The sequence below is a fragment of the Rhodococcus sp. PvR099 genome, assembly GCF_017833315.1.
Classification (GTDB): Bacteria; Actinomycetota; Actinomycetes; order Mycobacteriales; family Mycobacteriaceae; genus Rhodococcus_G; species Rhodococcus_G oryzae.
This window is the reverse complement of sequence record NZ_JAFIBV010000001.1, coordinates 2,916,464-2,941,758: the sequence shown is the minus strand read 5'-3', so window position 1 is coordinate 2,941,758 and position 25,295 is coordinate 2,916,464. Positions and strand designations below refer to the sequence as shown.

Below are 25,295 nucleotides of genomic sequence, written 5' to 3'. Positions count from 1 at the left end.
TGGACCCGCGGTGGGTGGGTGTCGAGCCACGAATCGGATTCGGGAGGAACTCAGTCCAGGCCGGCATTTCCGCTCGACGGGCTGCTGAACAGGGGCTGCGGTGCGGGCGCAGAACTCGGCGTCGAGACCGAGGCGGTGAGGCTGGTGTTGTCGGGGTGGCTGAAGAGCGCGACCGGGGGGTCGACCATGTGTTCCATTGGGAGAGCATGCTCCAATCCGGCGCGGAAGGCCATTGACGCGGCCTGGGCGTGTCGACGGAGGTGGCCGCAACGCGGCCGGGGCCGGAGACGAAACGGTCCCGCCAGGCGATCGCCTGGCGGGACCGATGGTGCCCCCAGTAGGGCTCGAACCTACGACCTGCGGATTAAAAGTCCGTAGCTCTACCAACTGAGCTATAGGGGCGCGGTGCAGGAGTCTAGTGGCTTCGCCGCGTCGGCGAGGACAGGACCCCGGCAACGGTGACCGCGCCGATCAGGGCCGCGTCGGCACGCGTTCCCGGCCGGGTGCGCGATGATGGCGGGGAGGCCATGGGAGGGCTGATGGAGAAGCCGCGAATCGGCACGGTTCAGGTGTCGTGCGAAGTCCGTAACCGGCTCTACCGGAAGGCGGTGCTGGTCGGTTCGGATCTTCCACTCGACGAGATCGCCTCGTACCGGTCGGACGAGGACGCGCTGATCTGGGTCGACCTGCTCGCCCCGTCGGTCGGCGATATCGTCGCGCTGTCCCCGCTGATCGGCGGCGAGGTGGCCTTGCATCCGTTGGCCGTCGAGGGGGCGATCACCGGACATCAGCGTCCCCGGCTCGTCAGGTTCCGCGATCACAGTCTGTTGCATACGCGCGCTGTGCGTTTCGAGGCGAAGGGCGGTCGGCTCAGTTCCACCGACATCTCGATCTTCATCCTCGACCGTGCGCTGATCACCATCCGGTCCGATGACCGTTTCGCGATCGATCCGATCCTCGAGGACTGGGACGACAACTCTGACCTCGCGGGCTTCGGTGTCGGCTTCCTGCTGCACACGGTTCTCGACGAGATCGTGGACGGGTATTTCGTCGCACTCGATGCCCTGGACGAGGAGATCCAGGGGCTCGAGGACGAGTTGCTGATCTCGGACGGCGCGCAGAGCGCGGGACGGTCGAGGAACGCGGTCCAGTTGCAGAGCTTCACGCTCCGCAAGGCGGTGGTGCAGTTGTCCCGGTCGGTGCTCCCGATGAACGAGGCCTTCAGTGCGCTGCTCCGGCAGGGCGCGCACGTGCTCGACGCGGAGATGACGCCCTACTACCAGGACATCTACGACCATGCCCTGCGGGCCACCGAACGAATCGACGGGCTGCGCGACACCATCGAGTCGATTCTCGCGACCCACCTTGCGATGCAAGGTAATTCGTTGAACGAGATCATGAAGAAGCTCACCGCATGGGCCGCGATCATCGCCATTCCCACCGGGGTGACGGGCTATTTCGGGCAGAACATCCCGTTTCCCGGTTTCGGTCAGACGGAGGGGTTCTGGCTGAGCACGGTGTTGTTGGTCGGGCTCGCCTTCGGGTTGTGGCTGAGTTTCAAGCGCCGAGACTGGCTGTGAACGGGGGCGCCGCCGCACGGTGTCGCGAACGCAAACGGCTCGGGTGCGCACCCCCTGCGCCGCACCCGAGCCGGCTGAATCGTACCACTCGGTGTGTTCTGCGGTCTGGATACCTTACCCGCAGGTAGGTGGAATCCGCATGAGGTTCCCCCGAAATGGTCCAAATTAGGGCTAAGGTGACAACGAGGTCGTCTGGTGGCCTGTCGGGGCACGGGATAGAGCTGCACGGTTTTCGGAGGCGACTGGCTCACATGGCACGTCAACAGGAACGCGCACGTAGGACGCGCGCGGCGATCGTCGAAGCCGCTGCGGTGGAGTTCGCCCGCCGCGGCTATGCCGCCGCGTCGGTGAACACGATCCTGGAGGGGTCGCACGCCACCAAGGGCGCGATGTACTTCCACTTCGAGTCGAAGGAAGAGCTGGCCCGGGCCGTCCTCGCGTCGGCGCTCGATCACTACACGCAGACCAACGATCGTTGGAAGGCCGTCGACGCCGACCCGTTCCAGGTCCTGCACTCGATCATCGTGGAGCTGGCGGAGCGGTTCGCCAACGACGTCATCGTCCAGGCGGAGTTCCGGCTGATCGTCGAGCCCGAGTTCTACGCCGAGGTGCGGTCCGGTGGTTCGCAGGTGTGGGGGCAGACGGCGCACGAACTCGTGCTGCGCGCACAGACCGAGGGTCATCTCCGGCCGGGGGCCGACCCCGGCACGTTCACCCGCGTCCTCGGCGCGGCGCTGGCCGGCCAGCGCTACATGCTCGACCTCACCGCCGACAGCACGCCGCTGCCCGAACGGTTCGAGGAGGCGCTCGCGGTCGTGCTCGAGGCGATGGCGTCGCAGGAGTGGCTCGAGGGCTGGCATCGCACCGGTTGGCTGGACCTGCGCGCCGACACCGGTACCGAAACCCCCGAAAATGGGCCAGAAACCGGCTCTGACCATTCGATTTGAGTTTTCCCGAATCAGTGTCTTAAGCTATCCCAGCTCCCAACGGAAAGCCGTTGAGGGAATTGCCGGAGAGATCCGGCGGGGCCCCCTTCGTTTAGCGGCCTAGGACGCCGCCCTTTCAAGGCGGTAGCGCGGGTTCGAATCCCGTAGGGGGTACAGTTCGACCGGTAAGATCGAGTGTTGTTGACACCAACACTCTGCAAGGCCCTGTGGCGCAGTTGGTTAGCGCGCCGCCCTGTCACGGCGGAGGTCGCGGGTTCGAGTCCCGTCAGGGTCGCAAAGTGCCGTTGGTTAGGCACAGCGCGATAGGCATTCGGTTCGGGTGCCGCCCGGCCAGGTAGCTCAGTTGGTACGAGCGTCCGCCTGAAAAGCGGAAGGTCGCCGGTTCGATCCCGGCCCTGGCCACCATGAGTGGTTACTGAAACTCCGGCTTCGAGTTCAACTCGAGGTCGGAGTTTTTTCGTTGGTTCGCAGGGTCACCGGCTGCCCGGGCTGACGATCCCGTTGTCGAAGGCGTACACGATCGCCGCGGCCCGGTCCCGAAGCCCGAGCTTGAGGAAGATGTGACCGACGTGACTCTTCACGGTGACCCCGGAAATCCCTAGCTCCCGACCGATCTCCGTGTTGGTGTGTCCGCGCCCGATCAACGTCAGCACGTCGAGTTCGCGTGCGGTCAGATCGTCGAGGGTCGAGGTGCTGTTGCCGGGAACCGGCGCGGACGTGCGGTAGGTGGCGAGGACCCGCTCGGTGACCGCCGGGTCGAGGCAGGCACCGCCCTCGGCGATGGTCCGAATGGCGCGAATGAGTTCCTCGGCGGGCGAATCCTTGAGGATGAAGCCGGCGGCACCCGCGCGCAACGCGCCGGAGAGCAGATGATCGTCGTCGAAGGTGGTCAGCACCAGCACGGGCGGCGGTCGATCGGTCGATTGCAGCTGCCTCGTCGCCTCGATGCCGTCGACCCGCTTCATCCGCAGATCCATCACCACGACGTCGGGAGAGTGGAGCGCCACCGCGGCGGGTACCTCGGCGCCATCGGCGCACTCGCCCGCGATGATGAAGCCGTCTTTGCGCCGCAGGATCCGTCGCAGTCCCGAGCGAACCAATTCCTGGTCGTCGACCAGGAGCACCTTGACGTCCGTCGCGGTCACGAGAGCCCGGGGATGCCGCGCGAGAGCATGCAGTTGCGGATCTCGGTCCCGAGCGGGAACTCGGCGCGCACCGACCACCCGTTCGCGTCCGGGCCCGCGACCAACGAGCCGCCCAGGAGTTCGGCGCGCTGTCGCATCCCCCTCAGGCCGGAGCCGGCGCCGGGCTCGGATCGTGGCGCGCGGTGGGTGCCGTTGACGATCGACACGACGACCGCATCGTCCGCCACGCGGAGCCGGACCTTCGCGGTCTCGCCCGGCGCATGCTTGACGACGTTGGCCAGCGATTCCTGGGTGATCCGATACAGGCCGAGACCGGTCGCCGCGGACACGGCCTCCGGACTGCCGGTCAGGTCGTACTTGACGTGCACGCCCGCGCGGACGAAGTCTGCAACGAGTTCCGGGATGTCGGCGATGTCCGGCTCTGGTGCGACCCTGGACGGTCCGGCGTCGAGCAGGCCGACGGTTTGCCGGATGTCGGCCATCGCCTGCCGCCCCAGGCGCTCAGCGTCGGTGAGGGCCTCGATCGCCTCGTCGACATCGCGATCCTCCTGGAGCGCTCGGCGGGCACCGGTCAGGTGCAGCAGCGTGATGCTCAACGAATGCGCGATGACGTCGTGAACCTCGCGGGCGATGCGCCGCCGTTCGTCGCTCGCGGCCTGCTCGGCGCGGCGGGCCACGGCTTCGCGCTCCCGTTGCAGCAGGCGCAACTGGGTCTGGAGTACGAAACCCACCATCCACCCGAGCACCACGCCGGTGACGTAGGGCGGGATCCCTTCGAGATCGCCGAGGGTGGCCGCGGCCGCGATCATCGCGACCGCCGCGACGGCAAACGTGACGCTGACCCTCGGTCCGGTGGTCGCCGCGACCTGGGCGACTCCGACGATGAGAATGAACGGCGCGATGTCGTTGGGCACCGGATCCAGCAGCAGCAGTGCAGTTCCGACAAAGGTGGTGGCCATGAGGGTGACGGGCACCAGCCGGGGGTGGGGCAGCGGCAGGCCGAGCGTGAGCCACAGGCAGGCACTCATCGCGATCAGCCCGCCGAGCAGCGCCCATCCGGGAGGGATGAGGGCTCCGCGCTGCGCGACCGCGACGGTGGCGGCGGCGATCAGGCAGATATCGCTCGCGATCGGGATCGCGGGCGGGTAGTCATAGGGCAGCACCGCTATGCGGCGGTGTACGTACTCCGATACCACCTTCACCCCGCCAGCCTAAGGGCTGATCCGGCCGTCGGCATCGTGCCACGAGCGGTCACGGTCTCCACCCACGGTAGGAGACGAATCGCGACCCTGGCATGTCGATCCGGGTTCGAGGACTCCGTAGCGTCAGCGGTACCGACAGATACGGAGGTGAGTTCAGTGTCCTGGAATGACTTTCACGCACGCGGTGCCGTGCTTCAGCTGGTCTTGGAGCGGGCTCGGGTCGACCCGGGCGATCCCGGGCTGTTCGTCGACCTGCCCGACATACAGAAGCTGTTCGGCGGACCCGACGGTGTCCTGCTCGCGCTCGAGCATCGATGGACCACCCACCTCGCGGCGAAACTCGATCAGGCGATCGAGGACGGCGCCCCGCCGAACACCGCCTGGAACGAGCTGACCGCCGAGCAGCCCGAGCTGCGAGCGGTGCTGGACCGCTATGCCCGCCGTTCGCCGTCCCTGCGCGCGGCCCAGCACGCGGAGCGGGGAATGATCGGCGCGCACTTCAACGCCCAGGTCCATGCCGACGACAGCGGCGGGCTCGGCGGCGGCCGCCAGGAGTCCGGTGCCGCCGCGGCCTCGCCCGCCTCGGAGTCGGTGGTCAGCCGATGCTGAAGGGCTGTCCCCAGAGGGTGACGGTGCCCTTGACGTTCTCGGTGTCGACGGTGACGTTGACGTAGGAGCGGGCCTGCGCGTAGCCGGCGCAGCCCTCGACGCCCATGGTGGAGTCGGCCCAGGTGACGCTGCCGGTGGCGCCCTCGAAGGAGTGCTGGCCGGAGTGCGACTCGCCACCGAAGTCGTCGGCGGACTCGAGGTCGAGGACCGAGAAGCTCGCGGCCTCGCCGGGTCCGATGGAGACGTTGCCCGCGGTGGCGGCCTCGGGCTCGCCCGCGGTGCCGTCCCAGCCGGCACCCATACCGGACTCACCGCCGGCCTCGCCGCCGAGGGTGAGCTGGCAGGCCACGACGTAGCCGGGCTCGATGTAACCGCCCTCGGCGCCGGAGCCGCCGGAGATCTCGACCTTCGCCGAGCCCGACACCCACACGTTGCGGTGCAGCGGGGTCGCGCCCATCGAGCCGGAGATGTTCGCGGACTCGCCGGTCATGGTGACGGTGACGACGGTGCCGTCGGCGAGCGTCTTGGTGATGGTGCCGCCGGGCAGCGGCACGAAGGTGTCGGCATTCGCCGCACCCGCCGACAGGAAGCCGACCGCAATCGCGGCGGCCGCGCCGACGGCGGAGATCCGCAGCCCGCGACGCAGGCCGATCGTGCTGGAGTTCATGAAATCCCCTCTGAGGGTTCAGGTATCGAGTTGAGGTGTGGACTGTGCGCGCCGCAGGCGCTATCCGATGCTGAAGGGCTGGCCGTACAGGGTGGTCTTGGAGTAGTCGTTTCCGACGATCTCGACCACGGTGTACGAGCGGGCCTGCGCGTAGCCGCCGCAGTTCTGGATCTCGATCTGGGTGTCCTGGTACTGCACGGCGTACTTGCCGTTCTTCTTGATGTCCTTACCCGCGACACCCACGAACTTCACCTGACCGGCCGAGACCGGGACCGTCAACGACCCGGAGATCGACGGGCCGTCCATGCTCACGCCCATCCCGATCGACCCACCGAGACCGGTGATGTCGACCTGGCAGCCCACGATGTAGCCGGTGCTGATCCGCGAGACCCCATGCGTCGAGGAGTTGTTGGTGCCCTTGTCGTTCGTCGCACCGTTCCACGGACCCGCCTCGCCCTCACCGGAGACACCGGTGACATCGGCGCTGACGGTGCCCGAGACCCACGCGGTGCGGCCGGCACCATTGGCGGCCAGCGACGGCGAGATCAGGACACTCTCACCGGTACGGGAGACCACCGCACCCGGCCCGGCCTTCTGCCCGTCCGGCAGCGGCACAAACGTGTCGGCATGCGCCGCACCGGTCGACATCAGGCCGATCGCCACGGCCGCGGCAGCACCGACGCCAGCAATACGGATGCCGCGCTTACGGATCTCGCTCATTGAATCCCCTTCATCGGCCGCGGCGCGTGGGCATGCGGCACCAGGTCACATGGAAATGATTTCCAGAAACCTAGGGATGGCAGGGGGGTGTTGTCAAATGTCCTCCCGGGGAAGGCTTTTCGATCAAATGAGTGCACGCATGCGCATTATATACTTTGACAATCATTTGCAATAAGGCCGAAGCTGGTGGGCATGACCCAGACCCTCACTCCTCGTGTTCGCGCCGCGGCGGCGTCCGCCGTCCTCGCGATCGCCCTGCTCGCCGGCTGCTCGTCCGGGATCGACCCGCAGGACCAGGCCACCGCCGCCGCTGGATCCGAAACCGCTGGACCGGTGGAGGCTTCGGGCGCGACACCGCGTCTCGCGGTGTCATACGACGGTGGCGTCCTGGTGCTCGACGCCGAGAGTCTCGAGGTGGTCGGACAGGTACCCGTCGACGGCTTCACCCGGCTGAACCCGGCGGGAGACGGCAGGCATGTCCTCGTCACCACCGGCGACGCCTTCGAGGTGCTCGACACCGGGACCTGGTCCGAGCCGCACGGCGACCACTCGCATCACTACACCGCGGCCCCGGCGCTCACCGGCACCGAGTTCGCCGCGAACAAGCCCGGCCACGTGGTCCGGCACGCCGATCGCACCGTGCTGTTCCACGATGGGTCCGGGCTGGTCGAGATGTTCGATCCGCACGGGCTGGCGGAAGGGAAACCGGCGGTGGACAGCCACACGACCGCCGAGCCGCACCACGGGGTGGCGGTGGAACTGGAGAACGGCGGACTGATCACCACGCTCGGCGACGAGAAGGCCCGCACTGGCATCGTCGTCCTCGACAGGGAGCGCCGGGAGGTCACCCGCAACGAACACTGCCCCGGCGTGCACGGCGAGGCGGCGGCCGCAAACGAGGTCGTGGTGTTCGGATGCCAGGACGGGGTGCTCGTCTACCGCGATGGCGTGGTCACGAAGATCTCGAGCCCGGACGCCTACGGCCGGATCGGCAACCAGGCAGGCACGGACACCTCCGACGTGGTGCTCGGCGACTACAAGACGGACCGCGACGCCGAACTCGAACGACCGCAGCGGGTGATGCTGGTCAACACGACAACCGCAGCGATGACGCCCGTCGACCTCGGCACCAGCTACACCTTCCGGTCCCTCGGTCGCGGCCCGCGCGGTGAGGCGCTGGTGCTGGGTACTGACGGCTTCCTGCATGTGATCGACCAGAACACGGGGGCGGTGACCAACCGGATACCGGTGCTCGGTGCCTGGACCGAGCCGGAGAAGTGGCAGTCGCCGCGGCCGGCCCTGTTCGTCGACGGCGGTACGGCCTACGTCAGTGATCCGGCCGCGAAGTCGATCCATGCGGTCGACCTCGCGGCCGGCACCGTGGCCCGTTCGGCGGTGCTGCCGCAGTCGCCCATCGAGCTGACCGGCGTCGGCGGCTAGCTGTACAGCCAACCGCCGCGCGGAGGTCAGCTTGCCGAGGCCCAGCTGTCCGGGCCGAACACCTCGTAGTGGATGTGCTCGGCCGGGACCTGGCGTTCCATCAGCGTCTCGCGGACGGAGAGCATGAACGGCAACGGCCCGCACAGGTAGACCTGGGTGTCCGGCTCGATCTGGATGGCGGACAGGTCGGCCCGGCCGAGGTGCGTGGTGTTGCCCGCGGCCCGGGTGCCCAGGTCCTCGTACCACCGGTGCATCACCGCGAACGGTATCCGCTGCACCAGCTCGGTCAGCTCCGCCCGGTGCGCATGCTGGGCCGGGGAGCGGTCCGCGTGCAGCACGGAGACCTGGCGCGGGTCGCCGGTGGCGGCGAGGTGGTTGAGCATCCCGATCATGGGGGTGCAGCCGATCCCGGCGGACACCAGCAGCAGGGGAGTGTCGTCATCCTCGAGGACCAAGTCGCCGAAGGGCAGCGAGACGGAAACCTCGTCGCCCTCGAAAAGATTGCGGTACAAGTGGTTCGAGACCTCGCCCGCCGGAGTTGCCGACCCGTCGGGCAGCGGCTGTGCCGGGACAGCCTTGACGCTGATCTGCCACTCGGACTGCGACGGCGCGCCGACCAGGCTGTACTGCCGGATCTGGCGTGCGCCGTCGGGCAGTCGGACGCCGACGGAGACGTACTGTCCCGGCCGGTACGCGGGCAGGGGTTCGCCGTCGGCCGGCTCGAGGATGAAGGTGACGGTGTCCGCGGACTGGAGGACGCGTCGGCCCACCACCATGCGACGCCAGACGTCGCCGGCCTGGACCCCGGACGCGGAGTAGAGGTCGGCCTCGAGTCCGATCAGGGTGTCGGCCATCAGCCAGTAGACCTCGTCCCATGCGGCCGCGACCTCCGGGGTGACGGCTTCGCCGAGGACCTCCACGATCGCCTCGAACAGGTACTTGTGCACGATCACGTACTGGTCGGCGGTGATGCCGAGCGAGGCGTGCTTGTTCGCGATCCGCGACATGATCAGCTCCGTGCGGGGGGCGTCGGGGCTGACCTGCAGTGCCGCGAATGCGGCGATCGCGCCGGCGAGGGCCTTCTGCTGCTGGCCCTGCTTCTGGTTGCCCCGATTGAACAGATCGCGTTCGAGTTCGGGATGGGCGGCGAACATCTTCGGATAGAAGAGCGCGGTGATGTCCTCGATGGCAGCGCCCACGGCGGGGAGGGTCGCCTTGATGACTTCGGTGGATGCGGGGGAGAGGGTCATGACCCGACGGTATTTAACTTGCATCTGAGATGCCAGTATTGTGACGCACTCCACTACGGTGCGTAGTAGGTCTCCTACCTGTGGGTTCGTCGGTATCTCAGGCGGCGTCGGGCAGGTCTGCGAGGCAGGACTCGGCGTGCGCGGACAGGAACCGGTCGGCGTCCTCCTCGTGGCCGGTGGTGGTCAGCAGCTCGGCGAGGATGTGGGCCTGGCGGAGGTTCGCGGCCCGCGCGACGGCCTCGAGGAAGTCGCGATCAGTGAAGAGGTCCGCGGTGTCGTCTGCGCGCTGGAGGATCATGCAGAGGTCGGTCATCTCGGGCTCCGATCGGTGTGCGGATCCGCCGGGGGTGTCCGGCGGGTTTTCCGATATACCGATGGTGACGGAGATCTGTGAGCGCACGGTGTGCGCTCCTTGGCAATTCGCTAAGGGTTGGGATTGCTGGTCCGCTCCCAGGCGGACAGGCGTCGCTCGCTCACGAAGCGCCGCGGCTTGCCTGTGTGTGGGTCAGCGAATTCAATCGAGCGGGCCAGCAGTTGCAGTGGACTCGAATAGTCCTCCGGTGCAACGTCATACAGTCGTGGATAGAAGCTGTCGCCGACGATCGGGATGCCGAGTGAGTTCAGGTGAACCCGCAGCTGGTGCATTCTCCCGGTGCTCGGGAGCAGTCGATAGCGCGCCAGATCGCTGCGTGCCTCGAACAGCTCGATGCGGGTGTGGGCGTTCGGTTCCCCCGGTGCCTCGATGCACTGCAGCATTCCGCGTTCCTTGATGATGCGGCTGTGCACGGTCCGTGGCAGTGTCAGCGCCGGATCGAATCCGGCGATCGCCTCGTACTCCTTGGTCACCAGCCGCTGTTCGAACAACAGTTGGTACGCCCGCCTGGCCTCCTGCCGGACCGTGAACACCAGCACGCCTGCCGTCACGCGGTCCAGGCGATGTGCGGGGGTGAGCTCGGGAAGGTCCAGGTCGCGGCGCAGCCGGACCAGCGCCGACTCGACGATGTGCCTGCCCCGCGGCGTGCTGGCGAGAAAGTGCGGCTTGTCCACGACCAGCAGGTCCCGGTCCCGGTGCAGGATCTCGATCTCGAACGGCACCCGCGCCTCGACCGGCGGGTCTCGGTAGAGGTACACGAACGAGCGCGGCGCGAACGCGGTCTCGCTGGTGACCGGCACCCCGTTCCCGCCCATGACCTCTGCCAGTGCGACCTTCTCCCGGAGCCGCGACGCATCGTCGGGGAACCGGGCGAGCAGGTACTCCATCACCGTGGTCCACGGGCCGCGTTCGGGCAGCCTCAGCCGGGTGGGGTTGAGGCCGTCGCGGACGGGGAGCGGGGCGGCGGACACACCTCGGAGGGTAGGCGGTCGCCCCCGGCCGAGGCCAGAATCGGCCGGCCTAGGGGGCCTCCACCCGCACGGACCGCCCCTCGTGTGCCGAGCGGCGAATGGCGTCCAGCACAGCCTGTCCGGCGACGCCGTCCCGGAAGGTCGCCGCCGGGGGCTCGTTCGGGTCGGGGGCCTGCCCGAGAATGCGCCTGCGGAATGCATCGGCGAGCCGGGCATACGGGGCGCGATCGAGCCCGGTCGAGTGCATCCAGTCGTAGGTGGTCTGGAAGAGGTCGTGCGGCGGCGGTTGCGGGGCAGGGTTGGTCAGGTCGGCCGGCATCGGTACCTCGTGCTCGCCGGTCGCGTCGGCGTGAAAAACCCTGTCGCCGTTGATCGACAGGGTGCCGAGCATGCCCGCGATGCGGGTGGTCATCAGCAGTGGTCCCCACGCGCCGACCGTGCTCTGCAGCACGCCGTCGACTCCGGTCGTGGTGCGGAAGTGCACGGTGAAGGAGTCCTCCGCGCTCTGCCCACGGTCGGCGACGACCGGCAGCCCGGCGCTGACCATCTCGAATTCGCCCAGGGTGCTACGGATCTGGTCGATCATGTGGGTGCCCTGCGCGCCGAGCCAGCCGCCGCCACTGTTCGCGTCGGTCCACCAGCCGGGCGCTTCGCTGCCCTCGGCGGCGAACAGCGGCAGGTGCATGAGGAAGGTGGCGAGCCGCGGGGCGCCGATCGCCCCGCGGCGGATCTGCCGGGCGAGCAGCGCCTGGGGGCTCGCGTAGCGGAACTCAGTGCCGACCATGTGCACGACGTCGGACTTCTCGGCGGCGGCCAGCATCGCCCGAGCCTCGCTCAGGTCTGCCGCGAACGGCTTCTCACACACCACATGCAGCCCTCGCTCGGCCGCCTCGACGGCCAGGGCGGCATGGGTGTGTGGCGGCGTCGCGATGGTGACTGCGTCGATGTCCGTGACCGAGAGGGCCTCGTCGAGGGAGGTCGCGGCGTGCGGTATCCCCATGCGCTCGGCGCGGTCCACGGTTCGTTCCCGATCGCGGCCGACGAGGGCGCGGACCTCGAACCCGGCATCCCGGAACGCCGGTACGTGGGTGATGCAGCCGAAGCCGGTCCCGATCACGGCCAGCCCAAGTGTCTTGTCCGTCATGTGTGTCCTTGTCCGTAGTTGGTAGTTATCCGATGTAACTGATGGGAGGTCCGGCGGAATGTTGTCCGACGGTGGACCAGGCGTCACGCGTACCGTATGACGCTTAGATCGTTTGCAGCATAACGCTATTCAAAATAGTCATGGGTGATTGACGGCTGCTGTAGCGTCCACGAAATCGAGTGCCGGTGCCGGTGCCGGTCTGGGCGCCGGAGATGACAGCATTGGAGATTGGGAAATGAATCGGCGTTTTGTTGCGACCCTCATGTTCGTCACCGCAGGAATCTTGATGGCGCCCGCGGCCGCACATGCGGAGACCGTGATCTGTGGGCCGGGTGAGACCCAGACGGACGGGGGCAACAGCTGCTCGAACGGATCGACTCAGGTCAAGCCGACCGCGGCGGACGCCGGCAACAGCTCCAGCGGCTTCGACTTCGAGGCCATCGAGGACCTCGCTTCCTTGATCGAGTCCTTCACGGGCGGTATCAAGAGCGGCCTCTAGCGGCCGTCGAGGTCCGCTGGTCTGAGCCGATAGCTGGGCTGAGGCAATATTCGTTGAAATTGCGATGAACCGAGCGTCCAGTATGTAGGGTCTCGCGCATCGAGAGCCGGCACCGTCGTGGTGGCTGGATGTTATTGCACAGGAGTACGAATGACTCGGCGTTCTATCGCGTGCCTGTTCCTCGTCGGCGCAGGCCTCATGGCCGCACCGGCGGTCGCAAATGCGACCCCGACCCCGCCCCCGGCACAGACGTGCGACAGCACGAACCAGACCCCCACGGACGATGACGATTGCGGGTTCGGTTCGAGCGACGCGCTTGACCTCGCGGCCTTGATCAAGTCCTTCACGGGTGGCTTCAAGAGCGGCATGTAGTAGCACAGCGGCACCACGGGTGTGGGCGCGGATCCATCGGGTCCGCGCCCACACTCGTCGTAAGCTGGGTTGATGGTGAAGTGGACCGCACAGGACATTGCCGATCAGCAGGGCCGCACCTTCGTGGTGACCGGCGCCAACAGCGGGCTGGGTGCGGTCGCCGCCCGCGCTCTGGGGGCGGCGGGAGCCACCGTGATCCTGGCCTGCCGCAACGTCGACAAGGGCGGTGCCGTGGCCGCCCAGATCGGGGAGAACGCGCAGGTGCGCCGCCTCGATCTGGCCGACCTGGCATCGGTGCGCGAGTTCGCCGCCGGCGTCGAGAAGGTCGACGTGTTGATCAACAACGCGGGGGTGATGGCCGTGCCGAAGGGCGCCACCGCCGACGGGTTCGAGACGCAGTTCGGCACGAACCACCTGGGTCACTTCGCGTTGACCGGGTTGCTGCTCGACCGGATCTCCGATCGCGTCGTCACGATGTCGAGCCTCTTCCACCGGCTCGGCAGCATCGATCTCGACGACCCGAACTACCAGCGCCGCACCTACCGCCGCTGGCCGGCGTATGGACAGTCGAAGCTGGCCAACCTGATGTTCGCCTACGAGCTCGACCGTCGACTGAGCCAGGTGGGATCGAGCGTGAAATCCGTTGCTGCCCACCCCGGATACGCGTCCACCGGCCTGCAGGGGCACACCGAGTCCATCTGGGACCGACTGATGGGTATCGGTGACCTGATGGCGCAGAGCGCGGAGATGGGCGCCCTGCCCGAGCTGTACGCCGCGACGGCCGCCGACGTGGCGGGCGGCACCTACTTCGGGCCTGACGGGCCCTTCGAGCAGCGCGGCTACCCCAAGGTGGTCGGCTCCTCGTCGAAGTCGCGGGACAAGACGGTGGCCCGGGCGCTGTGGGGCGAGTCCGAGCGGCTGACCGGCGTCACCTACTCATTCGAAAGCTGAGCACACAGATGTCGATTCGCCGACTGAACCATGCCGTGTTGTTCGTGGCCGACCTCGAGCGCAGCCTGGCGTTCTACCAGGACGTGCTCGGATTCCGTCCGCTCCCGGGGGGATTTCCGGGCGCGGCCTTCCTGCAGGCCGCGAACTCGGCAAACGACCACGACCTGGGCCTGTTCCAGAGCCCGAGTGGGCCGAGCCGCGCCCGCCAGGGCGACGTGGGGCTCTATCACCTCGCCTGGGAGGTGGACACCCTCACCGATCTGGCCTCGATGCGCGAGAAGCTCATCGAGGCGGGGGCGCTGACCGGTGCGAGTAATCACGGGTCGACCAAGGCCCTGTACGCCAGGGATCCGGACGGTATCGAGTTCGAGGTGTGCTGGCTCGTTCCGGACGGCCGGGTGGAGGAGGAGCTGGTGCCGGGCATGCCGCCGACCCGCCCCCTCGACATCGACGGCGAGATCGAGAGGTACGGGCCGGAGACCCCGAGCGGTCCGCGCACCGATCCCGCCGTGTGGGAACGGATCTTCGCCCGCCGGTCCTGATCTCCTTGTCGGCGAGACCTATTCGTCGGCCTCGGCCACCACGAGGGTGACCTCGATGTTGCCGCGGGTGGCGTTCGAGTACGGGCAGACCTGGTGAGCCTTCGCCGTCAGGTCCTCTGCCTCGGCGCGAGCCAGGTGCGGTAGCGACACCTCGAGGGTGACCTCGAGACCGAATCCGCCGCCGTCGAGCGAGCCGATGCCGACCCTGGCGCCGACCGCCGAGTCGGCGACGTTCGCCTTGGCCTGGCGGGCGACCAGCTGCAGCGCGGAGTGGAAGCAGGCCGCGTAGCCGGCCGCGAAGAGCTGCTCGGGGTTGGTGCCGTCGCCGGTGCCGCCCATAGCGGTCGGGATGGCGAGATCGAAGTCCAGCCTGCCGTCCGAGGAGCGGGCGTGGCCGTTGCGTCCGTCGCCGGTGGCGAGGGCCTCTGCGGTGTAGAGCGTCTTCATCTTTTCTCCTTCGGTGGTGCCAGGGAATGGGTTGGTGGGGTTCAGGATCGGGTCGAGTCCTGGAGTGCGCCTGTGACCCGGACCAGGGCCTCCCGGAGGGTGGCCAGCTCCGGCTCGGACATCCCGGTGGAATCGGCGAGCCGCCGTGGGATGCCCTGCGCGCGGTCGCGGAGGGCCCGTCCGGTGGTGGTCAGGTGGATCTCCACGCGGCGCTCGTCGGTGCTCAGGCGTCGGCGTTCGATGAGCCCGAGGCCCTCCAGTCTCTTGAGTAGGGGCGAGAGTGTGCCGGTGTCCAGGCCGAGCTCCGTGCAGATCTCGCGGACCCCGCGGCCGTCGCGCTCCCAGAGCGTCAGCATCACCAGGTACTGCGGGTAGGTGAGGCCGAGATCCTCCAGGAGTGGGCGATACGCAGCGGTGGCGGCGCGCGAGGCCGAGTAGAGGGCGAAGCACACCTGCCGGTCGAGGGCGAGTTCATCGGTCACGAGAATAAAGGTAGTGCACGGCTAAGTTGTGCACAACCAAGTGTGATGCGGCTCAAACGACCCTCGAAATATCGGTGGCCGGGTGGTTGTGGCTCGGGTATCGTTCGCGTCCGCAGTAGTCGTCCGACCGAGGAGGTGAGACCGGTGTCCGTTTTGGCAACCCGGGTGCTCTCACCGTGTGCGGTCCGACCGGCGTAGGTGATCGCGAGAGCGCCCATCGGAATTTCCCGAAAGGCGTTCCCATGTCTGCTATCTCATCGCTGTGCCCGCAAATCCCCATCGTCGCCCGGTTGCGCGCCGCCGGCTGCGTCTTCGCGGAGGACGAGGCGCGCCTGCTCGCCGCCGCCGCCGCGACCCCCGACCACCTCGAGGCCATGGTGGACCGCCGCGTCGCCGGCCTGCCCCTCGAGCAGATCCTCGGCTGGGCCGAGTTCTGCGGGCTGCGCATCGCCGTTGACCCCGGGGTCTTCGTACCCCGCCGCCGCACCGAGTTCCTCGCCCGTCAGGCGGCGGCCGTCGCCCACCGCCGGGCGGTTGTCCTCGATCTCTGTTGTGGGTCCGGTGCGGTGGGCGTCGCGCTGACCGCGGCCGGGGGTGACATCGAACTGCACGCGGTCGACGTCGATCCGGCCGCCGTCCGCTGCGCGCGCCGCAATGCCGCCGGAGCCCGGGTGTACGAGGGCGATCTCTACGATCCGCTGCCCCGGTCCCTGCGCGGTCGGGTCGACGTCCTGGTGGCCAACGCGCCCTACGTGCCCACCGGCTCGATCGGGATGTTGCCGCCGGAGGCCCGCGTCCACGAGCCGATGCTGGCGCTCGACGGTGGGACCGACGGTGTCGACATCCAGCGCAAGGTCGCCGCCGGTGCCACCCGCTGGCTGGCGCCGGACGGACACCTGTTGATCGAGACCAGCGAACGGCAGGCGCCGCTCACGGTCGACGCCTTCGCCCGCGGTGGACTGACTCCCCGGGTCGCCCGCTCGGAGGAGTCCGGCGCCACCGTCGTGATCGGAACCAGGCGCCCCGGCTGAGGACACGATGCCGGGTACCGTCAATCCTGCGGTGCGTGCGTGTCGACGTAGCCACCCACCTTGCCTTGGACCGAGTGGACCAGACCCCGCGCACGACGGCGCATGTGAGTGTCTGACGAGGTAGGAGGAATGAGGATGAGGATTGTTGTGATCGGCGGCACCGGGCTGATCGGCTCGAAGCTCGTCGCTCGATTGAGTGCGGATGGCCACCAGGCGGTTCCGGCCGCACCCAGCACGGGCGTGAACACCCTCACAGGTGAGGGAGTCCAAGACGTGCTGCGGGGTGCGAATGTGGTGGTCGATGTCTCCAATTCGCCGTCGTTCGCCGACGACAATGTCATGAACTTCTTCCGGACCTCCACCACGAACCTGCTCGAGGTCGCCGCCGCGGCCGGCGTCGGACACTACGTCGCCCTGTCGGTGGTCGGCGCGGATCGGCTGCCGGAGTCCGGGTACCTGCGGGCGAAGGGGGCGCAGGAGGAGCTGATCACAGGATCGGGCCTGCCATACTCGCTGGTGCATGCGACGCAGTTCTTCGAATTCGCTGGTGGCATAGCCGATTCCGCGACCGTCGACGGCGAGGTGCGGCTCCCGGGCGCCGGCGTCCAGCCCATTGCCGCGGACGAGGTGGCACCGGCCGTTGGCCGCGCGGCGGTGGGCACCCCGCTGAACGGCACCGTCGAGGTCGCGGGTCCGGAAGTGTTCGGCATGGACCAGTGGATCCGCACCGTGCTGGCCGCGCGTTCCGATCCGCGCACGGTGGTCACCGATCCTCAGGCGCGGTACTTCGGGGCGGTGCTGGGACCCGAGAGCCTGCTGCCCGGCAGCGGCGCAGAGCTGGCGCAGACATCACTGTCGGAGTGGCTGGCCCGCCAGTGATCTGATCGTGGAGATCACCGCTCACCGCAACGACGCCTCGGCTTACGGGGTGCTGGGGCCTCCGGCGCACAATGCGTGGTCGATCAGGGTGCTGGCCGTGATCGTTTGCTGCTGTATGTGCTCCAGGGTGTCGCCGCGTGCCTCGGACATGGATACCACGGCGCTGCGCTTGCCGTCGTCGGTCACGCCGTTGAGGGTGATGTAGCCGCCGTCCCCACCCTCGTGGCTCCAGTAGGTTCGTCCGCAGCTCAGGGGGCGTTCGACCAGGCCGAGGCCGTATCGGCCGTCTGGCCACATTTGTTGGACCTCCGCGCTCACGGGGACGGTCTGCTTCATCTCGTCCAGTTGCCGGGCCGGCAGCAGGCGGCCCGCGAGCAGCGCGCGGAAGAAGTCGTTCTCGTCGCTCGTGGTCGTCACCCACGAGAGGTTCTCGGACACTGGTATCTGATCGGTGACGTCCACCACCGAATCGGGGCCGAAGAACTGGTAGGCCCGGGCGTGCGGCTGGGGCAGGGTGGGCGAAGTGCCCATCCATCGGGTCTGGTCTAGGCCGAGTGGGCGCAGGATACGGTCGTCGATCTCCTGGTGGCCGGGTTGACCGGTGGCCTTCTCGATGATCATGTCGAGCAGGACGTAGCCGGTGTTGGAGTACTCCCAGCCCTCGCCGGGCGGGAAGGCAGGAGCGTGCGCCACGGCGCGGGCAACCAGCTGCTCGGGTTCATAGAGGTCGTGGCGCTGCTGGTAGTACTCCTCCGGCGTTGTGTATCCGGGCAGGTCGTCGTGGATGCCGCTGGTGTGCTGGAGCAGTTGGCGGATGGTGATCCGGCTGCCGTCGTTGCCGTTGCCCTGCAACACTTCTGGTAGCCAGTGGTCGACGGTGTCGTCCAGGGACAGCCCGTCCTCGGCCTCCAGTTGGAGGATCACGGTGGCGACCAGCGTCTTGGACGTGCTGGCCATGCGAAAGTAGCCGTCGGAATTGACGGGGCTGCCGGTGTTCCGGTCGGCGGTGCCGCTGGTGGCGACCGACTGCTGACCGTCAGGCTCGATCACTCGCGCCTGCACCCCGCTGACACCGAGGGCATGGATCGCCTCGGTGTCCTGGCGCAACTGCTCCACAGACGAGTCACCGGCGGAATGGACGACGGCGGCGGCCACCCCGGCGACGAGAATCGTCGCGACACCGAGTGTCACCGCGAGGTGCATTCGCTTGGTCGAAGTCATGAACTGAACGCTAGTTTCGCCAGCACCGGGGCACATCCGGGCGCACCCCTGAGACCGAATTGGGGGAAGACCCCTAGCGCGGGCAGTCGCCAACGGTGTTGTCGTTCATCTGTAGTCGGCAATTGGTCAGGCTGCGCCATCGCGCCGGCGGGTTCGCCGACTGCGAGTGAAACCAACACCCCGGCAAGTGGAATGGCGGGTGGCCTGGAGGTCGCGCAGATTTCCGCGGGGCCGGCGTTGGTCACGCGTGACAACGACACAACAACCCCAGGCCTGCCCACCGGCAGTTGGTAGCGTGATCGTCGTGACTGATCTGGAAGACCTGGTCCTGACTCCCGGTGAGCGGGCCCAGGGGGTCCGAGTCGACAGTGTGATGTTCAGGATGGACTGGACTGGTGAGGACCACCAAGGCCAGCTGGCGGCGTTCGTGGCCGGTCGGGTACGGGCCTTCGGGGCGGAGCCGACGGACATCGACACCGACGTCGTCTACCGCGCGGCCGAGTCCGACCCGACTCTGCGCCGCGGCGATCTCCCGGTCCGCCAGCTCGATCATCTCTCCGGTGTGCTGGCAAATCTCGGCTGCACGCTCGCGGTGCGGGACAACGGCACCGATACCTACGAGGTGCTGGTCGCGTTGACCGGTGAGCGTGGGCTGACCAAACTGACGCACGAGGGCCTCCCGGTGCGGGCCTGGGGCTCGGAACCCGAAGAGACCATGGTCAGCCTGAACTGCCCGGACTGCTCGGAGATGCTGGTCTGGGAGCTGCCGGCGACGGAGACCCTGGCCGACGAGCGCTGTGATTGCGGAGCCGCGTTGTTCGACGCTGGTGGCCGCCCGATGCCCAGCGTCACTCTCCACAGCTGAGCCCAGACGTCCTGCGACCGGGCGCGACACTCGGACCGGCGGTGACCTTCGGGGTGTCCCGCCTACGCCATGCCTCGCAGCTGGCCCGAGGGGCTGTAGTCGATCTTCCAGTCCGTGTACACGCCGAGCGTCCCGTCTCGCAGACACCGAAGCCCGATGCTCACCCAGCGCACGTCGTCGCTCCCGTCGCCGACTGAGGCGAAGCCGACGGCGATGGCGAACTCCTCCCCGCCGCATGGGCATTCGCACTGGACCGGTTCGGCCTCGGGCCACTGGTCCACGCTGTCGGCGATCAGGACGGCGTCGTCGCAGGCCACGCACAGCCGTTCGGCGCAACCTGCCTCGTCGTCCACACCTATCGCGAAGGCTCGTCCGCCGCATCCAGCGCACACCGACTCGGTGACGGTGTCGACGGCGTAGCCACCGGCGCGGTAGTCCTTCACATACGCGGCGAGGGTGGCAAACCCCTCGCCCTGCCCCGAAGCTGGGATCAAAGTTCTGCCGTCCAGCATCCGGCAGGGTGCTCGCTGGGCGGCAGCCACAACTGTGGCTGCGACCCCCGATGCCTCTCCTCGGCCTGGGCTTCCCAGTGGAACCGGTCATACACGTCGGGCCACGCAACTTGCAGCGCAGGGAAAGGCGTCCTCCGGTAGAAGTTGATGGCCTGCCCGAAGTAGGTCCGGTACCAGCGGGGATCAACCTGCCTGAGCGCGACGTGGCGGTCGACTATGACGTCAGTATGCTTCTGGCCGTCGGCCGGTACGGTGCCTGCGGCGGCCATCTCCCCGAGCGTATTGAGGATGCTGTGCATGGCGTGGACATCGATCCCGAACATCGCGAGTTCCGGTACACCGTGGGTGTGGGACAGACCGATCGTGTAGGCGAAACCAGGACCGATCTCGTCCTCGGGAACCATGACGACGTGCCATCCGTGCTGCCGCACATTGTCGATGATCGTCAGCTCAGCCTGGTCTGCTTCGTCTCGGTCGCCGTAGTCATGACACAGGATGCAGCGGCACTGGGACGGATCGTCGGTCATGGGCGGAGGTTACGTGGTGAGCGACTGAGTTGCGCTCCCCGGGCTTGTGAGCGGGCTCCGGTGGCCGCGAGGAGCCTGGGTGACCAACTGCCAACCACGGTGCCCGTTCGCAGCCGTCGCCGTTGTTGTCGTCGTCGGACGCGAATCACCAATGTTGTTGGCAATTCCCGAGGACCCGACCTGCGGTGTGGTCGACTCCGGGGAAGCAGCGGGGCAACCCGGAACATGGCCGAGCTCCGTAACGCGCGGCGGGAGGAAACAGACACACCGGTAGGTCAATCCGGCATGTGGGCCTCGCTGATCAGGCGACTGTTCGCGGTGACCGCACTGACTGTTGGCGCTGAAGGACGATCGGTATCAGTCGTGCTGCTCAGCACGGAACGGGGGAGGAACAGCATGAGGAAACTCATCAGGGGTCGCAGCGCGATCGTCGTGGCCGCACTGGCCACAACGATGATGCTCGGCGTCGGAACGGCAGGCGCGGCACCGGTACCGGCGCGGGCCCTTGACACGTGGGCGGTGTCGGACGACATCGGTCGGTGCGGCATCGTCCGTATCCCGATGACCGTGGGACTGGCCAGTGGATGGCCCGGCGGCGAGGCCTACATCCTGCTGTCCCCGGAGTTCTACCTCCCGGACCTGACCCATCAGCTGACCCAGTGCATGATCGCGGTGACGGTGCACTGGGAGAACCTCGACACCGGCGCCGCTGGCAGTCGCACCGTGTATCCGATGGACAGCAGGGAGAACCCGGCTGCCTACCAGACCTCCGGGAACGCCGCATATGTCGCGTCGGGGCTCGGCCGGGTCCGGTTCTGGCTCAGCACCGCGACCCCGCACGTGTCGGCGCCGCCGATCGAGACCGTCATTTCGCTCTGATCCGACCCCGCACTATCCAGCAGGCGACGCGACGTGGTCATCGCAGCTCGGGCGTGGTGGTGGATGTCGGCGTGCCGGCTTCGGTGGCAGACCGGGTGAGGAGTGCCTGCGCCCTATCCTGCGTTCTTGGCGGCCAGGTTTCGTGCCACCTCGGCCTGCCACACGTCGTTCGCGCGCGCGGTATCGATCTCGTATTCGTAGCGCGCGGTCATCTCTGGGGACACGTCGCCGACGTCGACATAGAACTGTCGGTACCACCGCCGCAGTTGGTAGACCGGACCGTCCTCCTCGGTGAGCAGAGGGTTCTCGATCCTCGTCTTCGACCGCCACACCTCGATGTCCTCGAGGAAGCCCCGGCTGAAGTTCTGGGAGAACGCTCGCGCCATCCTTTCGTTCTGCTCGTCGCTGAGCCCCGGCAGCTTCTGCACCGCAATTCCCCATTGCAACATGAAGGACTCGGACGAGATCGGATAGTGCGAATTGATCAGCGCGACCTCGATCACCGAGTCCGGCGCGACGTGATTGTGGATGAGATTCACCATGTAGGCAGGACCGAAATAAGTTGCCTCCGAACGAAGATGAGCATCCTCCGAGAAGTGTTTGCCCGTGCCGAACACATCCGGGCGGGCCTTCGAATGCATGAACTGTGATGCGCAGTGACCGTCGAGCACGTTCTTGAAGTAGGTCGGATAGGCATGGTGGATGTAGAAGAAGTGGGCCATGTCGACGGTGTTGTCGATGATCTCCCGGCAGTGCGAGCCCTCGATCCGTTCCGAGTTCCACACCCAATCGGTCCATGCCCCCGATTCGATGCCGTCGATCGCCGGTGGCAGCAGATCTGTGGATGCATCGGATCCTTCGGGGTCGTGCCAGATCAGCAGCTGACCGTTGCGCTCCGCCGTAGGCCACCTGCGGGTTCTGGCCAGCCGGGGCACCCGGCGTGCGTAGGGAACGCCCGTGCAACGACCGGTGGGCCCATCCCAGCGCCAGTCGTGGAACGGACAGGCGATCGCACCGTCTTTGATTGTCCCGCCCGACAGGTCGGCGCCCATGTGTCGGCAGTACGCGTCGAGCGCCCGAAGCTCGCCGCCGGCTTCGGCGAAGACCACGATCCGGGTCCCGAATGCATCGAGGCCGTGCGGCCGGCCGTCACGAAACGTGTCGGCGAGCCCCACGCAGTGCCAGCCGCGCGCGTAGCGGTCGATCGGCCGGCCGGTGTCTATGTCTCGATGGTCCATATCCGGATTTAAGCGTGTGTGCTTAAATCCGTCAAGGGTAAGTTCTCCATCCATGACCGTCGACGCATTGCTGCTCGCGGGCGAGCGAATGTTCGCCGAACGCGGCGCCGATGTCCCCCTGCGCGAGATCGCGATCGCCGCGGGCCAGCGAAACAACTCCGCGGTGCAGTACCACTTCGGCGATCGCCAAGGCCTGATCGCGGCGATCGTGCGATGGCGGTTGCAGTCGGTGGAGGCCTCCGGCGCCCGGCTGCTGATCGGCGTCGACCGCGGTGACACCCACGCGCTCGTGGAAGTGCTGGTGGCTTCCCTCGTCGATGCCTCGGTCGAGCAGGGCAGCACCCACTACTTCCGGTTCCTCGAGGTCATGCGCACCCAGGTAAAGGGGTGGCCGGCCGGTGAGGACACCACCTGGTCGATGATCACGAACACACTCGCCGAACTCCTCCCCGAGGGCACCCGGCGGGAGCGGATCAGCCGCACCTCATCGATGGCGACCACGCTGTTCGCGCTCCTGGCCGACTTCGAGCGTGCCCGCGAGGGCGATGACCGATTCGGGCCCACGCAGCCGCAGATCGTGGAGATGCTCGTCGGGCTCCTACGCGCACCGATGAACCCACGATGACGGCACCGCTGGTCTCAAGCGGTGTCCGATGAGGATCCGTCATGCTTTATGGCCTCATCCAACTCGGCGCGGCGGCGAACGAAGAAGCAGTTCGCTCGGAGCCAATACCTTTGGAGTAGAAGTGGATGAACCCACACGATCAAAAACTCCTCAACTTTGCGCGACGTTGGGAGCCCTTCGGTGGTCCGGAGGCCGCTGACCTCCTCATCGAATTCGGCATGACGCCGAGCCGGTTCGCTGAGCGGCTCAAGGAGCTGGGGTGGCGGCGCCGTCGATCGATCCCGGGCGGCGAGTGAGGGGAGGCTCGGTGGGGTCGTGATGTCCGAGGTGGCGAGAGTCCTGTGCCATTGTCATCGACAATGGAAAGCCGTTTCGGTCCATACGGGTCAGAGTCGAGGCCATGAAGATCTGACCTGCGGTGTGACAACTACCGTAAGGACCACCGGGCGGGCTCCTCGTCATCGGAGCTTGCAGCTTGAGCGCCATGTACTCGCCCATCTTCCGCCTTCGTTTTCAGGGTCGCTACCCCAACGTGAGCGCGCGGCATTTGCGGCAGTCCTCAGCTGCACAAGCGATTCGGCGCCGGCAACCGTGTTGCCGGGAATGCCGTAACCGCCCGACCCGAGGCTCACATTGTGAAGGTGGCGGTGGCGGCGTCCTCGAACCATCGCTCCCAGCGATCGCCATTCCAGCCTCGTTCGCCGACCAGCAACAACCACCACCGGCGATTGGCCAGTACCCACGCTGCATCGATGACGTCATCATGCGGTCGATGCCCAACAATCAGGGTCGACGCGTGTGCGACTTCGTTCCAACGGGCCGATTCCCTCTCGGCCAATCTGGATGCCGCGGCGTCGTCGGTCACCGCCGCTTGATCGAGGACATACTGGATGGCCGCCGATCGCTCGTGTGCACCTCGCAACCAGTGCCCGCCGGCGCGAATGCGAGTCGCCTGGTCGCCGACACCCATCGCCTGAAATGTCGGTTGATCACGCACGCGCAAACCGTCTCCACCAGCGAGGGCGTGTGCAATACAGGCGTCGAGGAGTGCGAGTTTTCCATTGAACTGCTGGTAGACCGTCTGCCTGGTCAGGTGTGCGGCATCGGCGACGTCGGCCATGGTCGTGGCCACCCATCCGCGGGCCGTGAACATCTCCGTTGCCACCACCACCACGGCTTCACGGTTGGCCAGGGCCAGCTGCTCCCGAAGTTTCGACCTGTACTCACGCACCACGCTGACAGCCTACCGAGATTCATCTTACGTAGTGTACGTTGAAATCTAATTTCAGTTTACTCTGAGTAATGCAGAATTCCAGGGGAGGCACCGGATCCATGACAACCGCTGAGTGGAAGACCGCACTAATCCCGACCGACCTCGGCAATCTCGCGGTACACATCGTGGGCGAGGGACGCCCGGTCGTGGCCTGGCACAGCATGTTCGTCGACTCGTCGAGTTGGTCCCGCCTGACGCCTCACCTACCGGGTCGACGCTTCTTCTTGATCGATGCTCCATCATGTGGCGCCAGTGAGGCGCTCGCCGGGCCAGTGGACATCAGTGCCTGTGCGCGTGCGGCGGCACAAGTCATTACGGCGCTCGCCGCCGAACTGGGCGGACAGCCGATCGACTGGCTCGGCAACGCCTGGGGCGGGCATGTCGGCATGGAACTCGCAGCAATCCGCCCCGACATGATCCGCAGCCTTGTCGCCATCAGTGCGCCAACTTTTCCCATTGGCCTCGCGGTACGGCTGAAGATTCGTTTGCTGCTACCGCTCTACCGCGCCTTCGGCCCACGCGGCCCGGTCCGCTCAGCGATCATGTCGACGATATTGACCGACGCCACCCGGAAGGATGACTTGGAGGCAGTGGCATTGATCGACGAGTGCCTCGCGAAATCTGGGAGCGGCGCCACCATTACCGCGATCCGATCGGCCATTCTCAATCGCACCGACCTACTGTGGGCAGCACGTGCGCTTCGGTGCCCCACCCTGTTCGTCACTACCGACGATCGAGGCGAATGGACACCCGAACAGGCACGCGCCGTGGTGGCACAGATGTCATGTGCGACAGAGGTCACGATCACGGACGCGCGCGTGATTCCAGCCCTGGAGCAACCCGTGCAAGTAGTTGCCGCCCTCCGCCAATTTTGGGCCCGTCAGCAATAGATCCTGATGTCGCT

At 67.1% G+C, this 25,295-nt stretch carries 30 protein-coding genes and 4 tRNA genes; 17 read left to right on the top strand and 17 right to left on the bottom strand.

What is annotated here, in order from left to right; all coding sequences use genetic code 11:
* Nucleotides 1-50 precede the first annotated feature (50 nt).
* Both JOE46_RS13485 and JOE46_RS13480 read right to left on the bottom strand, forming a co-directional pair.
* A complete protein-coding gene (locus JOE46_RS13485; RefSeq protein ID WP_179800558.1) occupies nt 51-197 on the bottom strand; it encodes a hypothetical protein in 147 nt (48 codons plus the stop codon).
* Nucleotides 198-326: 129 nt separating this feature from the next.
* Nucleotides 327-402, bottom strand: a tRNA-Lys gene (locus JOE46_RS13480).
* Nucleotides 403-539: 137 nt separating this feature from the next.
* Between JOE46_RS13480 and JOE46_RS13475 the strand changes: the two genes are divergently transcribed.
* The 5 genes from JOE46_RS13475 (at nt 540) to JOE46_RS13455 (ending at nt 2,932) form a co-directional block, all read left to right on the top strand.
* Nucleotides 540-1,580 (top strand): magnesium transporter CorA family protein, encoded by a 1,041-nt coding sequence (locus tag JOE46_RS13475; protein ID WP_209927539.1) that lies wholly within the window; start codon nt 540-542, stop codon nt 1,578-1,580.
* Between the two features lie 251 nt (nt 1,581-1,831).
* The gene (locus tag JOE46_RS13470) at nt 1,832-2,527 is read left to right on the top strand and encodes a ScbR family autoregulator-binding transcription factor (RefSeq protein ID WP_097211984.1); all 696 of its coding nucleotides are present in this window, start codon (nt 1,832-1,834) and stop codon (nt 2,525-2,527) included.
* A gap of 80 nt (nt 2,528-2,607) precedes the next feature.
* Nucleotides 2,608-2,680 (top strand) — tRNA-Glu (locus JOE46_RS13465).
* A 47-nt stretch (nt 2,681-2,727) separates the two neighbouring features.
* Nucleotides 2,728-2,801, top strand: a tRNA-Asp gene (locus tag JOE46_RS13460).
* Between the two features lie 54 nt (nt 2,802-2,855).
* Nucleotides 2,856-2,932 (top strand) — tRNA-Phe (locus tag JOE46_RS13455).
* Between the two features lie 68 nt (nt 2,933-3,000).
* Here the strand turns inward: JOE46_RS13455 and JOE46_RS13450 are convergent.
* Nucleotides 3,001-3,651, bottom strand: a complete 651-nt coding sequence (locus JOE46_RS13450) for a response regulator transcription factor (protein ID WP_097212005.1) — start codon at nt 3,649-3,651, stop codon at nt 3,001-3,003.
* Between the two features lie 17 nt (nt 3,652-3,668).
* A complete protein-coding gene (locus JOE46_RS13445; protein ID WP_257017487.1) occupies nt 3,669-4,874 on the bottom strand; it encodes a sensor histidine kinase in 1,206 nt (401 codons plus the stop codon).
* A 189-nt stretch (nt 4,875-5,063) separates the two neighbouring features.
* Between JOE46_RS13445 and JOE46_RS13440 the strand changes: the two genes are divergently transcribed.
* Nucleotides 5,064-5,483 (top strand): hypothetical protein, encoded by a 420-nt coding sequence (locus JOE46_RS13440; protein WP_179800559.1) that lies wholly within the window; start codon nt 5,064-5,066, stop codon nt 5,481-5,483.
* On the opposite strand, the gene JOE46_RS13435 is transcribed toward JOE46_RS13440, so the two are convergent.
* Entirely contained in the window at nt 5,470-6,150 is a 681-nt protein-coding gene (locus JOE46_RS13435; RefSeq protein ID WP_209927537.1) for an MspA family porin, read from the bottom strand. The genes JOE46_RS13440 and JOE46_RS13435 overlap by 14 nt on opposite strands.
* Nucleotides 6,151-6,210: 60 nt before the next feature.
* Nucleotides 6,211-6,870, bottom strand: coding sequence for an MspA family porin (locus JOE46_RS13430; protein ID WP_209927381.1), 660 nt, complete (start codon nt 6,868-6,870; stop codon nt 6,211-6,213).
* A gap of 192 nt (nt 6,871-7,062) precedes the next feature.
* On the opposite strand from JOE46_RS13430, the gene aztD reads away from it, so the two are divergent.
* On the top strand, nt 7,063-8,310 hold the full coding sequence (gene aztD / locus JOE46_RS13425) for a zinc metallochaperone AztD (RefSeq protein WP_209927535.1): 1,248 nt from the start codon (nt 7,063-7,065) through the stop codon (nt 8,308-8,310).
* A gap of 26 nt (nt 8,311-8,336) precedes the next feature.
* Here aztD and JOE46_RS13420 read toward each other — a convergent pair whose 3' ends face one another.
* The 4 genes from JOE46_RS13420 to JOE46_RS13405 all read right to left on the bottom strand — a co-directional run bounded on the left by JOE46_RS13420 (nt 8,337) and on the right by JOE46_RS13405 (nt 12,048).
* On the bottom strand, nt 8,337-9,560 hold the full coding sequence (locus JOE46_RS13420) for a globin domain-containing protein (protein ID WP_097214181.1): 1,224 nt from the start codon (nt 9,558-9,560) through the stop codon (nt 8,337-8,339).
* Between the two features lie 97 nt (nt 9,561-9,657).
* Entirely contained in the window at nt 9,658-9,960 is a 303-nt protein-coding gene (locus JOE46_RS13415; RefSeq protein ID WP_209927533.1) for a hypothetical protein, read from the bottom strand.
* Nucleotides 9,961-9,983: 23 nt separating this feature from the next.
* Nucleotides 9,984-10,904: a pseudouridine synthase gene (locus JOE46_RS13410; protein ID WP_097214183.1), complete on the bottom strand. Its 921-nt coding sequence runs from the start codon at nt 10,902-10,904 to the stop codon at nt 9,984-9,986.
* A gap of 49 nt (nt 10,905-10,953) precedes the next feature.
* The gene (locus tag JOE46_RS13405) at nt 10,954-12,048 is read right to left on the bottom strand and encodes a Gfo/Idh/MocA family protein (protein ID WP_209927531.1); all 1,095 of its coding nucleotides are present in this window, start codon (nt 12,046-12,048) and stop codon (nt 10,954-10,956) included.
* A gap of 235 nt (nt 12,049-12,283) precedes the next feature.
* Here JOE46_RS13405 and JOE46_RS13400 point away from each other — a divergent pair, with 235 nt between their 5' ends.
* The 4 genes from JOE46_RS13400 to JOE46_RS13385 all read left to right on the top strand — a co-directional run bounded on the left by JOE46_RS13400 (nt 12,284) and on the right by JOE46_RS13385 (nt 14,412).
* Entirely contained in the window at nt 12,284-12,547 is a 264-nt protein-coding gene (locus tag JOE46_RS13400; protein ID WP_143548526.1) for a hypothetical protein, read from the top strand.
* A gap of 150 nt (nt 12,548-12,697) precedes the next feature.
* Nucleotides 12,698-12,919, top strand: a complete 222-nt coding sequence (locus JOE46_RS13395) for a hypothetical protein (RefSeq protein WP_143548527.1) — start codon at nt 12,698-12,700, stop codon at nt 12,917-12,919.
* A 72-nt stretch (nt 12,920-12,991) separates the two neighbouring features.
* Nucleotides 12,992-13,870, top strand: a complete 879-nt coding sequence (locus JOE46_RS13390; protein WP_097214186.1) for an oxidoreductase — start codon at nt 12,992-12,994, stop codon at nt 13,868-13,870.
* 8 nt (nt 13,871-13,878) lie between these two features.
* The gene (locus JOE46_RS13385; RefSeq protein ID WP_209927529.1) at nt 13,879-14,412 is read left to right on the top strand and encodes a VOC family protein; all 534 of its coding nucleotides are present in this window, start codon (nt 13,879-13,881) and stop codon (nt 14,410-14,412) included.
* An 18-nt stretch (nt 14,413-14,430) separates the two neighbouring features.
* On the opposite strand, the gene JOE46_RS13380 is transcribed toward JOE46_RS13385, so the two are convergent.
* Together JOE46_RS13380 and JOE46_RS13375 are read right to left on the bottom strand one after the other, a co-directional pair.
* Entirely contained in the window at nt 14,431-14,859 is a 429-nt protein-coding gene (locus JOE46_RS13380; RefSeq protein WP_097214247.1) for an organic hydroperoxide resistance protein, read from the bottom strand.
* 41 nt (nt 14,860-14,900) lie between these two features.
* Nucleotides 14,901-15,341, bottom strand: coding sequence for a MarR family winged helix-turn-helix transcriptional regulator (locus tag JOE46_RS13375; RefSeq protein ID WP_097214188.1), 441 nt, complete (start codon nt 15,339-15,341; stop codon nt 14,901-14,903).
* 242 nt (nt 15,342-15,583) lie between these two features.
* On the opposite strand from JOE46_RS13375, the gene JOE46_RS13370 reads away from it, so the two are divergent.
* Nucleotides 15,584-16,372: a putative protein N(5)-glutamine methyltransferase gene (locus JOE46_RS13370; protein ID WP_097214189.1), complete on the top strand. Its 789-nt coding sequence runs from the start codon at nt 15,584-15,586 to the stop codon at nt 16,370-16,372.
* A 135-nt stretch (nt 16,373-16,507) separates the two neighbouring features.
* Complete coding sequence (locus tag JOE46_RS13365; RefSeq protein WP_209927527.1) at nt 16,508-17,251, top strand: SDR family oxidoreductase; 744 nt, start codon at nt 16,508-16,510, stop codon at nt 17,249-17,251.
* Between the two features lie 42 nt (nt 17,252-17,293).
* Here the strand turns inward: JOE46_RS13365 and JOE46_RS13360 are convergent, their stop codons facing one another.
* Nucleotides 17,294-18,472, bottom strand: a complete 1,179-nt coding sequence (locus JOE46_RS13360; RefSeq protein WP_179800713.1) for a serine hydrolase — start codon at nt 18,470-18,472, stop codon at nt 17,294-17,296.
* A gap of 304 nt (nt 18,473-18,776) precedes the next feature.
* On the opposite strand from JOE46_RS13360, the gene JOE46_RS13355 reads away from it, so the two are divergent.
* The gene (locus tag JOE46_RS13355; RefSeq protein ID WP_209927525.1) at nt 18,777-19,337 is read left to right on the top strand and encodes a hypothetical protein; all 561 of its coding nucleotides are present in this window, start codon (nt 18,777-18,779) and stop codon (nt 19,335-19,337) included.
* A 62-nt stretch (nt 19,338-19,399) separates the two neighbouring features.
* Here the strand turns inward: JOE46_RS13355 and JOE46_RS13350 are convergent, their stop codons facing one another.
* On the bottom strand, nt 19,400-19,831 hold the full coding sequence (locus tag JOE46_RS13350; RefSeq protein WP_209927523.1) for a hypothetical protein: 432 nt from the start codon (nt 19,829-19,831) through the stop codon (nt 19,400-19,402).
* Nucleotides 19,828-20,376, bottom strand: coding sequence for a DUF4262 domain-containing protein (locus JOE46_RS13345; RefSeq protein ID WP_097214192.1), 549 nt, complete (start codon nt 20,374-20,376; stop codon nt 19,828-19,830). The genes JOE46_RS13350 and JOE46_RS13345 overlap by 4 nt, the downstream gene beginning before the upstream one ends.
* A 396-nt stretch (nt 20,377-20,772) precedes the next feature.
* On the opposite strand from JOE46_RS13345, the gene JOE46_RS13340 reads away from it, so the two are divergent.
* Nucleotides 20,773-21,255 (top strand): hypothetical protein, encoded by a 483-nt coding sequence (locus JOE46_RS13340; RefSeq protein WP_143548528.1) that lies wholly within the window; start codon nt 20,773-20,775, stop codon nt 21,253-21,255.
* 113 nt (nt 21,256-21,368) lie between these two features.
* Here the strand turns inward: JOE46_RS13340 and JOE46_RS13335 are convergent, their stop codons facing one another.
* Entirely contained in the window at nt 21,369-22,493 is a 1,125-nt protein-coding gene (locus JOE46_RS13335; protein ID WP_245221043.1) for a Rieske 2Fe-2S domain-containing protein, read from the bottom strand.
* Between the two features lie 52 nt (nt 22,494-22,545).
* Between JOE46_RS13335 and JOE46_RS13330 the strand changes: the two genes are divergently transcribed.
* Nucleotides 22,546-23,118 (top strand): TetR/AcrR family transcriptional regulator, encoded by a 573-nt coding sequence (locus JOE46_RS13330; protein WP_097214195.1) that lies wholly within the window; start codon nt 22,546-22,548, stop codon nt 23,116-23,118.
* Nucleotides 23,119-23,746: 628 nt separating this feature from the next.
* On the opposite strand, the gene JOE46_RS13325 is transcribed toward JOE46_RS13330, so the two are convergent.
* A complete protein-coding gene (locus JOE46_RS13325; RefSeq protein ID WP_097214196.1) occupies nt 23,747-24,352 on the bottom strand; it encodes a TetR/AcrR family transcriptional regulator in 606 nt (201 codons plus the stop codon).
* Nucleotides 24,353-24,450: 98 nt separating this feature from the next.
* On the opposite strand from JOE46_RS13325, the gene JOE46_RS13320 reads away from it, so the two are divergent.
* Nucleotides 24,451-25,281: an alpha/beta fold hydrolase gene (locus JOE46_RS13320; protein WP_179800714.1), complete on the top strand. Its 831-nt coding sequence runs from the start codon at nt 24,451-24,453 to the stop codon at nt 25,279-25,281.
* Nucleotides 25,282-25,295 lie beyond the last annotated feature (14 nt).

Bases quoted from the DNA above. Each gene is read 5' to 3' on its own strand.
- JOE46_RS13485 (WP_179800558.1), bottom strand. From the start codon at position 197: ATGGAACACATGGTCGACCCCCCGGTCGCGCTCTTCAGCCACCCCGAC.
- JOE46_RS13475 (WP_209927539.1), top strand. From the start codon at position 540: ATGGAGAAGCCGCGAATCGGCACGGTTCAGGTGTCGTGCGAAGTCCGT.
- JOE46_RS13470 (WP_097211984.1), top strand. From the start codon at position 1,832: ATGGCACGTCAACAGGAACGCGCACGTAGGACGCGCGCGGCGATCGTC.
- JOE46_RS13435 (WP_209927537.1), bottom strand. From the start codon at position 6,150: ATGAACTCCAGCACGATCGGCCTGCGTCGCGGGCTGCGGATCTCCGCC.
- JOE46_RS13430 (WP_209927381.1), bottom strand. From the start codon at position 6,870: ATGAGCGAGATCCGTAAGCGCGGCATCCGTATTGCTGGCGTCGGTGCT.
- aztD (WP_209927535.1), top strand. From the start codon at position 7,063: ATGACCCAGACCCTCACTCCTCGTGTTCGCGCCGCGGCGGCGTCCGCC.
- JOE46_RS13420 (WP_097214181.1), bottom strand. From the start codon at position 9,560: ATGACCCTCTCCCCCGCATCCACCGAAGTCATCAAGGCGACCCTCCCC.
- JOE46_RS13405 (WP_209927531.1), bottom strand. From the start codon at position 12,048: ATGACGGACAAGACACTTGGGCTGGCCGTGATCGGGACCGGCTTCGGC.
- JOE46_RS13400 (WP_143548526.1), top strand. From the start codon at position 12,284: ATGAATCGGCGTTTTGTTGCGACCCTCATGTTCGTCACCGCAGGAATC.
- JOE46_RS13395 (WP_143548527.1), top strand. From the start codon at position 12,698: ATGACTCGGCGTTCTATCGCGTGCCTGTTCCTCGTCGGCGCAGGCCTC.
- JOE46_RS13390 (WP_097214186.1), top strand. From the start codon at position 12,992: ATGGTGAAGTGGACCGCACAGGACATTGCCGATCAGCAGGGCCGCACC.
- JOE46_RS13385 (WP_209927529.1), top strand. From the start codon at position 13,879: ATGTCGATTCGCCGACTGAACCATGCCGTGTTGTTCGTGGCCGACCTC.
- JOE46_RS13380 (WP_097214247.1), bottom strand. From the start codon at position 14,859: ATGAAGACGCTCTACACCGCAGAGGCCCTCGCCACCGGCGACGGACGC.
- JOE46_RS13370 (WP_097214189.1), top strand. From the start codon at position 15,584: ATGTCTGCTATCTCATCGCTGTGCCCGCAAATCCCCATCGTCGCCCGG.
- JOE46_RS13365 (WP_209927527.1), top strand. From the start codon at position 16,508: ATGAGGATTGTTGTGATCGGCGGCACCGGGCTGATCGGCTCGAAGCTC.
- JOE46_RS13360 (WP_179800713.1), bottom strand. From the start codon at position 18,472: ATGACTTCGACCAAGCGAATGCACCTCGCGGTGACACTCGGTGTCGCG.
- JOE46_RS13345 (WP_097214192.1), bottom strand. From the start codon at position 20,376: ATGACCGACGATCCGTCCCAGTGCCGCTGCATCCTGTGTCATGACTAC.
- JOE46_RS13340 (WP_143548528.1), top strand. From the start codon at position 20,773: ATGAGGAAACTCATCAGGGGTCGCAGCGCGATCGTCGTGGCCGCACTG.
- JOE46_RS13335 (WP_245221043.1), bottom strand. From the start codon at position 22,493: ATGGACCATCGAGACATAGACACCGGCCGGCCGATCGACCGCTACGCG.
- JOE46_RS13330 (WP_097214195.1), top strand. From the start codon at position 22,546: ATGACCGTCGACGCATTGCTGCTCGCGGGCGAGCGAATGTTCGCCGAA.
- JOE46_RS13320 (WP_179800714.1), top strand. From the start codon at position 24,451: ATGACAACCGCTGAGTGGAAGACCGCACTAATCCCGACCGACCTCGGC.